The sequence below is a fragment of the Okeania sp. genome, assembly GCF_035285525.1.
Classification (GTDB): domain Bacteria; phylum Cyanobacteriota; class Cyanobacteriia; order Cyanobacteriales; family Microcoleaceae; genus Trichodesmium.
The window spans coordinates 1-8,642 of the sequence record NZ_JAYKGW010000063.1; the positions used below are offsets into that span (position 1 = coordinate 1).

Consider the following 8,642-nt stretch of genomic DNA (forward strand, 5'->3'; position numbering starts at 1 on the left):
GTATACAAATAGGAAGAGAACCAGGGAAGATTGCTGCAATTATCGAAAATGTGTTGAAAATTAGGTTTAATTCTATAGATAAACAACTAACAGAAATTATTCCATCAATGTTGCCATTATCTCCAGAGGAATTTAGTCCTTGACTTTGACAATTATCACGGGAGGAATTATTAGCTAGACTTAACAGTGAGAATTAATGCAATTATTCAGTCAAACTAAATTTAACCTTGACTGATCGCTCCTTTTTATCAAGAGCGATCGCTTTTTTTGGTTCGACCTAATTTTATAAAATAGCTTTATAACAATAATTATACCTAGACTTTTATCAAGATTTGGTAAAGATTTGATGGAAAAAAGGTAAATTAAGCCCGTAAATTCAACTAAAACTTAATCTAAGTGTATTTACGGAAGCATAATATCAGTGCTATACTTATAAATGTATAAGCCACTTAGCCGTGAACAAAATTAGTAGAGATCAAAAAGAATCTTAAGTTGTAACGGTTAATTCTAACTTTATAGGGTCATCTACATGAAAGAAAGCGATCGCTAGCACTAGCAAACACTTAATATTGCTTTCTAATATTGAACTATTACTTCACATCCCTAATAAAGTAGAAGAAAAATGCCTAAAAAAGCCTATCTCAAATCCCATCTTAGTGAATCAGAAATAAAAAGTCGCTATCTGCAAATTAAAGATCGAGTAGAGTCTCGACGTTGGCACCTCCTATGGTTAGTATCTCAAAAGTGGACTATCAAAGAAGCAGCTAAAGCTTTGGGTCTTAACTATGATTATGCTAAAGATATAGTCAAAAGTTATAATCAACAAGGACCAGAAGGTATTTTAAATAGACGGAAAACCCGTAAATTTTACCCTTCTCACGCTTTACTTACTCCAGAACAGCAGGAACAACTACGCATAGCACTTCAAAGTCCACCTCAAGACCAAGCAACATGGACTGGGCAAAAAGTTGCCGAATGGATTGCTAAAACTATTGGACGCGATCGCGTTTCTCCCCAGCGTGGTTGGGAATATATGAAAAAATGTAGCTCAAATGCCTGATATAGTAAATATTCAGGATTCAGCTCAATCTATAACTATAGCAATCCGTACATAGGTTGTGACAAATCAAAAACTAAATAAAAAAACTGAAGTTCCTGCGTGTTCTTTCTCTTGGTGCGCATTCCCTCTTTTGGTCACTATTTTTTCTCTTGGCCACTATTCCGCAAGCAAGCTGCGGTCGCTGCGGGGTCTGACTGCTTGCTTCTGTGGCCGACGCAGGATCACACCGCTCTTAAATGTTCTCTCTGTTGGCCAATTAGATATGGCTTACTTTGGAGAGGTTCTGGAAGATCAGGAAAACCGCTCTTGCAGAGGAACTGCCTCTTGCCTCTTAAGGAGAAGCTGCCTTTTACAGAGGAGTTGCCTCTTGCAGAGGAGCTTCGCTAACGCTAACGCTTTTCATGTCGGGCAGCGTTAACGTTGGCGAAGCATTCCCCTAAGCTTATCTGTGAAAAGGTACAGGTTTTTGCCAAAAAAGTCAAGAGCCAACCCACCCCTAATATCAAACCTGGTAGTATCGGTAAAATTCTCTCTCCGTAGGGGTTGGGTCTCCAAACCCTCTACAAAGTAGGAGTTTTTGCTCTTTTATGATAGTAGAAACTTATTCTCCAAAGCCAGCGGATTTGATATAACCTCTCCGGTGGAGGGGAAAAAGGTAGAAAAATAGCCCCATCTCCCCATTTCCCCAGCTAATTTTATAGATCTGGTGATGGGTTTTATATATAGAGTTCTAACCTTGTGGGAATCTTTTATGATATAGAATCCGGTTACAAGTGTATATGTTCATAATTTTATCTATACTTCAATCTCCCCATCTCCCCATCTCCCACAACTATATAACGAGTATTCAACCGGATTTTATATGAAAAGTCCCTACAAGAACATTTTTTTAGATTGGTGAAAATCTTAAGTTCTGCTAAAATGTAAAGGTAGATTATTCTTAAAATTTAACTCTAGAAAATATATACTTATGAGTGAAGTAGAGGAGAATCAACAGCCTACAACTGCTGTCTTAGATTCAGAAACTAATCAGGAAAAAAACAGTTTTACAAGAACACCTCCTTGGGGTGGAGTCACGATTTTAGAAGAGGGTCCCCGTTACAAAATTAATCGTATAGAAGTTAAACCAAAACATCACATTAGTACCCAGATGCACTATCATCGCAGTGAACATTGGATAGTAGTTTCTGGTACTGCTAAAGTTATATGTAATAATGAGGAAAAATTGCTATTGCAAAAACAATCAACTTATGTCCCAGCAAATACAGCTCATCGTGTAGAAAATCCTGGTACTATTCCTTTAGTAATGATTGAAATTCAAAATGGGGAATATCTTGGAGAAGATGATATTATTCGTTTTCCACAGGATAATTAATAGCAGAATATTTAGGGTTGGCGCTTCTTCAGTCTTTAGTCTTTTAGTAGTGGGGAGAAGCCAGAATCCGTATCGTATAGCCTTATGGCCGTATGGGAATAAGAATCATAGAAGTATTAGGGACGTTGGATGCAACGTCCGTTTTTAATTGTTATATAGATATATCCAAAAATTAAAAATAAAATCAATTATCATACAGAAATTATCAATTATTTCTTCCTATTGCCTCCATACCTATTCCCTATTTTATGGAGATGTGTAATGATTAATGATTGAATTTTCCTCTACTTCGCTACTCCATTTTTCATTATGATTTATGTTAGCAACTAAACTTGTTGCTGCTATCGTATCTAGGGGTTTAGAAAATAAATAACCTTGGCCATATTCACACCCTAATTGTTGCAGTTGAACCATTTGCTCCATAGTTTCTACCCCTTCAGCAATAACATCTATACCTAAATTATGAGATAAAGTAATAATTGAACGCACAATTTCTGTTGGCTCAATTGATTCCTCGCTGGTCAGGTTAGTAGCACCTATTCTATTCACAAAAGAACGGTCAATTTTTAAAGTATTCATGGGAAAACGATGTAGATAACTTAAAGAAGAATATCCAGTGCCAAAATCATCAATACATAACTCAATTTTCCTTTTTCTTAACTGAGACATTTTTTCGCTGACATGCTCATTATTTTTAATTAAAGCACTTTCGGTAATTTCCAGTTTTAAATTACTACCATTAAGCTGAGTTTCTAAAATAATTTTATCTATTTGCTCAATTAAATCTACTTGAGCAAACTGCTTGACAGAAAGATTAACACTCATTTTCAAATCATAATTATTCGACCATTTATTTTGCCATTGACGTAATTGAAAACAAGCTTTTCTTAATACCCATAAACCAAGAGGTATAATTAAATCTGTTTCTTCTGCTAGAGGAATAAATTCACTAGGAGAAATTAAACCAAGTTCTGGATGTTGCCAACGCACTAGAGCTTCAAAACCAACAATTTGATTAGTAGTTAAACAAATAATTGGTTGATAATGCAAAATAAACTCAGATTCATCAGCAGGTGATTTATTGTTAATATCTTTGAGAGCGCGTTGTAAATTATTCTCGGATTTTAAACGTTTGAGAAGTTCAGTGTGCATCACAGTAGAAAAAATTTGATAAGACCCTCTACTGGAATCTTTAGAAGAGTGCATAGCTATTTCTGCATCTCGCAAAATATGTTCTGCTGCTCTCAAAGTTGTAGAACTGAAGCTCATACTTGTAGAACTTAGGGCGATCCCAATGGTCGCAGTAATGAACACTTCATTCCCATCTAACATAATTGGTAATTTTATTTCTTCGTTGATGCAACTAGCAACAAAAGTAGCATCACTGACACTTGAGATATCTTCTAGCAAAATTACAAATTCATCTGCACCTAGACGAGCGATCGTATCTCCATCGGGTAATAATGCTTTCAGTTTCTTGGCAACCATAATTATTAGTTCGTCTCCTATATGATGACCAAGACTATCATTCACGACTTTAAATCTGTCAAGATCGATAAATAGAACTGCAAACAAAAAGTCGTTTCGACGTTCAGCATATCTCACTGTTTGCTCTAAACGATCCATAAATAAAGTCCGGTTCGGAAGATGAGTCAGCAGATCGTAGAGTGCGTCATGCTTCCATTGTTCTTCAGTTCGCTTACGAGCAGTAATATCGTGACTGTTAACAATAAGACCTCCCACTGCTGGGTCGTCTAAAAGGTTATTGATCACAACTTCAAAGAAAGACCAATGACCCCAACGATGCTTAACTCTGTATTCAATTGGTGGTTGACTTATACCTGGATTTTCAATTGCTTTGTTGATAGTGTAGTTCATTACTGATAAGTCATCCAGGTGAATTATATCCAGGATATTTTGACCAAGTAATTTTTCTGCGGGATATCCCAAAATTTTCTTGACTGATGGACTGACATAACTAGAAATTCCTTTAGGATCAATAATCAATATCAAATCAGTGGTATTTTCAATCAGAGCCCGAAACCTCTTTTCACTTTGGAGAAGTGCTTTTTCTGCTTGTTTGCGATCAGTAATGTTTCGCATCATTGTAATCATAGCTACAAGCTGTTGTTGACTAGCAAGAGCAGTTTCTTCTACTTGCTTACACTTGGTAATATTTGTGGTTGCTCCTATCATCCGAACTGGTTTTCCTTGGTCATCTCTGGTGGCAACTCCCCGACAAAAAAACCATAGGTAGCTGCCATCTTTATGCTGCATCCTATATTCTAGCTCATATTTTGGTGTTAATCCTTCCAAGTGAGCTTTTTTTCTGGTCATTATCTTTTCTTGGTCTTCTGGGTGAATTTTCTGCATCCAATCATCTACATGGTTCCTAAATTCCCAATCTTCAAACCCAAGTATAGCTTTGAATGTAGGGTCAAGTATAATTTCGTTAGTCTGTAAATTCCAATCCCAGATTCCCACACGACCTGCTTCAATAGCAAGTGCATAACGTTCATAATTTTTGCGTAGTTTCTGTTCTACTTCCCTGCGTTCTACTATTTCTGTTTGTGCTTGTTCATATAATTCCGTTTGGTAGATAGCAACAGCACAATATTCAGCAACTGATCTTAATAGAGATAGTTCATTATGAGTCCATTGTCTGTCATAGTCACATTGATGTAGAATAATCCCACCTAAGTAATTATCCTGATACAAGAATGGTGTAATTAAAATAGATTTTATTTGGCACTCGTCAATAATATCTTTTACTTCTGGGAGTATAGCTTGATCGCATTTACTAATTTCTATCTGTTCTCCTCTTCCTAGTGGTTCAGAATAATACCGATAAATTTTTTTACAAAAACATTTTTTATTTTGATAATTAACTGTTATTTGACTGAAATGGGAAAATTTAATATTTTCTTCACGGTCTAGTCTCACGATTAAACTATGGCTAACTTGCAAAACTTCATGTAACTGCTCAATAGTTTTTTGTAGAACTTGATTAAGTTGTAAAGTATTTCCCATTCCTTGCAGAATATAGTTAATCATTGTTTCTTGTTGAGCTTGTTGTTTTAATTTTTTAATAGCCAGTTCCTGTTCTTTTTTTAATATACGCTCAGTAATCACCCGATCTAAAATAATTGATAAAGTAAATATTCTATCTTTTAAAATATAATTATTAACTCCAGCTTTTAAAACTGATAAAGCTTCTTTTTCTTGTAACTCCTCTGTAATTAAAATAATAGGAATTTCTTGCCCTGATTGTTGTACTAATCTCTGTACTTCAAAAATATCAAAATTAACTAAATGATAATCTAGCAATATTACATCATATGTACTATTTTTAAGTAATTTTTGGCAATCTTTATTAGTTCTAGCAATATCATAAGTAAATTTTATACTATAAGATTTTAAGATCTGTAGGATTAGATCTACATCTTCTGGAACATCTTGGGCAATTAGCAAATGTAATTGCCTGTTTGCGTCCGGTATGATTCGATGCCTCACCTGTGTTAGCTTTACCATTGCAATAACTTTAATACAATTAGCTGAGTTTATTGTTGATATTATAGTTTACCGTTAAATTAATTTTGTGCCATCAAGGGATATTATAAATAATTTTATCTCAGTAATCTTCCTGAGTTCATAATTTTGTAAGTCCCATAATTTAGCAATATTTTTAGGACTTACGCAGAACAACGTGTTTCTGTCATTGCTAGCGACAGCGAGGCAATCTCAAACATCGAAATTGTGTTACTCATGGCTTTAGTCCTGATTTTGATACAAATGTATATTATGGGTCATATTAGTTATCACTTATCAATTAACAGTATCTCTAGCTGAAGTCAGAGGCTTGAAATACGGAATCTTCTTTTTTACCCTCTTAAAAGAGGAAGCGTAACTACCCGAACTTTTCGTTAATAATCAAATAGTAATACTAATTAGTAGCAATAAAAGCATATAGTAATTTTCATACTCGTGAGCTACAAAATCTTAGGTTTCAGGGAATAGAGAAGAGGGAGGATGGGGAGGCTTACAAGGGTAAGTTTTTCATCCTTTGAGTGGAGAGACGCGGGGAGGGAGAGACACACCAGGCACGGAGAGAGGAAGACCCGCAGTATAGATGAATGAATAGAGCCAGTAGATTAAATTAATTATTCAATTATCTAATCTCCGCGTCTCCCTGTCACCGCGTCTGGTGTGTCAAATCTTAAAAACTTACCCTTGTAAGAGATGGGGAGGATGGGGAGGCAGAAGGGTTAGAAGGATTTGGACAAACTAGCTTTTTATAACCGGATTTCGGATCATAACTTTGCAAATTTTTATAAGAGAACAACTTGACTGAAAAGAGGGAAGAAAAAAATGAATTTAAAGCGAATTTTTGTCATAATTATTATTAGCAATTTACTCCATATAAATACAACAAAAATCAATAAATTTATTGTTAGTATCACCACCATTACTGCCTTAATTACACCAAAAATTGTTCTAGGATCAACAGAATCAGAAATCAATAAAATAGCAGCAGAAATTACAGTTAGAATTGACGGACAAAATAGAAGTGGTTCAGGAGTAATTGTTGAAAAACAAGGAGAAACATATTATGTACTCACTAACTGGCACGTTGTTAATAGAGTAGCAGATTATCAAATACGCACACCTGATGGCAGAATGCACCCGGTTTATTATTCTCTAATTAAACAAGTACCAAATCTAGATTTAGCGATCGTACCATTTAGTAGTTCTCAAAACTATCCTATTGCCAAAACGGGAGACTCAACTCAGTTAGTTCCCGGAACCAAAGTATTTGTCGGGGGATGGCCTCGTTCTGGTAGTAATCTCCAACAACGAATTTTTCTGAGTACCGCAGGAAAGGTGACTGGTCGTCAGCAACCAGTCGCTGGTTATAGTTTACTGTATGATAATTTAGTGAGAGCGGGGATGAGTGGGGGACCTGTGCTAGATGGAGAAGGTCGTTTGGTAGCGATTAATGGTATTGTCAAATTGCAAGAAAATTCTGATATCATTGTCTCAGGAGGTATTGAAATTAATACTTTTTGGAATTGGCGAAAACGGGTTTCATTACCTACTATTTCCCCAGCGCCTGAAACTCTCTCCACTCCACCAACTCCAACAGAAACAACGACTTCTGTTCCTACTTCTACTGTCAACTTTACTTTAGCAAAAACAATTACCGATCAAATTAATGGTATAGTTAATTCTATAGTTGCTCTAAATGCTTACATTGTTATGGGTGACAGTAACGGTCTGATTTCAGTTTGGGATATTGAGAGTGGGGAAATTATTGCTACTTGGAAAGCACATCCAGAGTCAGTGAACTCAGTTGCGGTAACTCCTGATCAACAATTTGTGATTAGTGGTAGTGATGACAAAACGATCAAAATATGGCAACTTCCCAAAAATAAGAATGTCACGAATATTACTTTGGTGCAAACTCTCACAGGACATACTGATGTGGTAGATGAAATAGCGATCGCTCCCAGCGGTCAATTTTTTGCCAGCGGAAGTTGGGATAAAACTATTAAAATTTGGAATTTGAGTAGTGGGGAGTTGGGGCAAACTTTAGCAGAAAATTCTCAGATAGTTAATGCGATCGCTATTAGTCCTGATGGGAAATTTTTAGCTAGTGGTGGTAAGGATAATCAGATTAAATTATGGAGTTTAGCAACAGGTAAATTAGTTCGTTCTCTTAATACTAATTCTCTCTCAACTTTGTCTCTAACTTTCAGTCCTAATAGTCAGATATTAGCCAGTGGTAGCAGTGATGGTATGGTTAATATTTGGAACTTAAAAACAGGTGAATTAATTCATAATTTAAAAGAACATATAGATGGAGTTTGGTCGATAGTTATTAGTCCTAATGGTAAGACTTTAATTAGTGGTAGTTGGGATAAAACCATCAAATTTTGGGAACTAAATACAGGTGAATTAAAAAGAAGTTTAAAGGGACATAATAGTTATGTTAGTGCAGTAGCAATTAGTCCGAATGGGGAGATAATTGTTAGTGGTGGTTGGGACCGGAAGATTAATATTTGGAAAGTTCCTTAATTGGACAGGGTAAGCTCATCTTAATTGGTATAAAATGTACTTGACAAAAAAAGTACAAGGGCATCAAGAGACTAAAATCTCCAAAACGCTCATGAGAATTGAGATACTCTGCTAATTAGGGAATCAGAAAAT

At 35.6% G+C, this 8,642-nt stretch carries 4 protein-coding genes; 3 read left to right on the forward strand and 1 reads right to left on the reverse strand.

The genetic code is table 11. The annotated features are described in order from the left end of the window. Nucleotides 1–622 precede the first annotated feature (622 nt). The gene (locus VKJ25_RS06675; RefSeq protein WP_324235847.1) at nucleotides 623–1,060 is read left to right on the forward strand and encodes a helix-turn-helix domain-containing protein; all 438 of its coding nucleotides are present in this window, start codon (nucleotides 623–625) and stop codon (nucleotides 1,058–1,060) included. A 970-nt stretch (nucleotides 1,061–2,030) separates the two neighbouring features. Next, nucleotides 2,031–2,435 carry a phosphomannose isomerase type II C-terminal cupin domain gene (locus tag VKJ25_RS06680; protein WP_324235848.1) on the forward strand — a complete coding sequence of 135 codons (405 nt, stop codon included), beginning with the start codon at nucleotides 2,031–2,033 and terminating at the stop codon, nucleotides 2,433–2,435. 246 nt (nucleotides 2,436–2,681) lie between these two features. On the opposite strand, the gene VKJ25_RS06685 is transcribed toward VKJ25_RS06680, so the two are convergent. After that, complete coding sequence (locus VKJ25_RS06685) at nucleotides 2,682–5,966, reverse strand: EAL domain-containing protein (protein ID WP_324235849.1); 3,285 nt, start codon at nucleotides 5,964–5,966, stop codon at nucleotides 2,682–2,684. Between the two features lie 837 nt (nucleotides 5,967–6,803). Here VKJ25_RS06685 and VKJ25_RS06690 point away from each other — a divergent pair. Then, nucleotides 6,804–8,510, forward strand: a complete 1,707-nt coding sequence (locus tag VKJ25_RS06690; protein ID WP_324235850.1) for a trypsin-like peptidase domain-containing protein — start codon at nucleotides 6,804–6,806, stop codon at nucleotides 8,508–8,510. The last annotated feature ends 132 nt before the right edge of the window (nucleotides 8,511–8,642 follow it).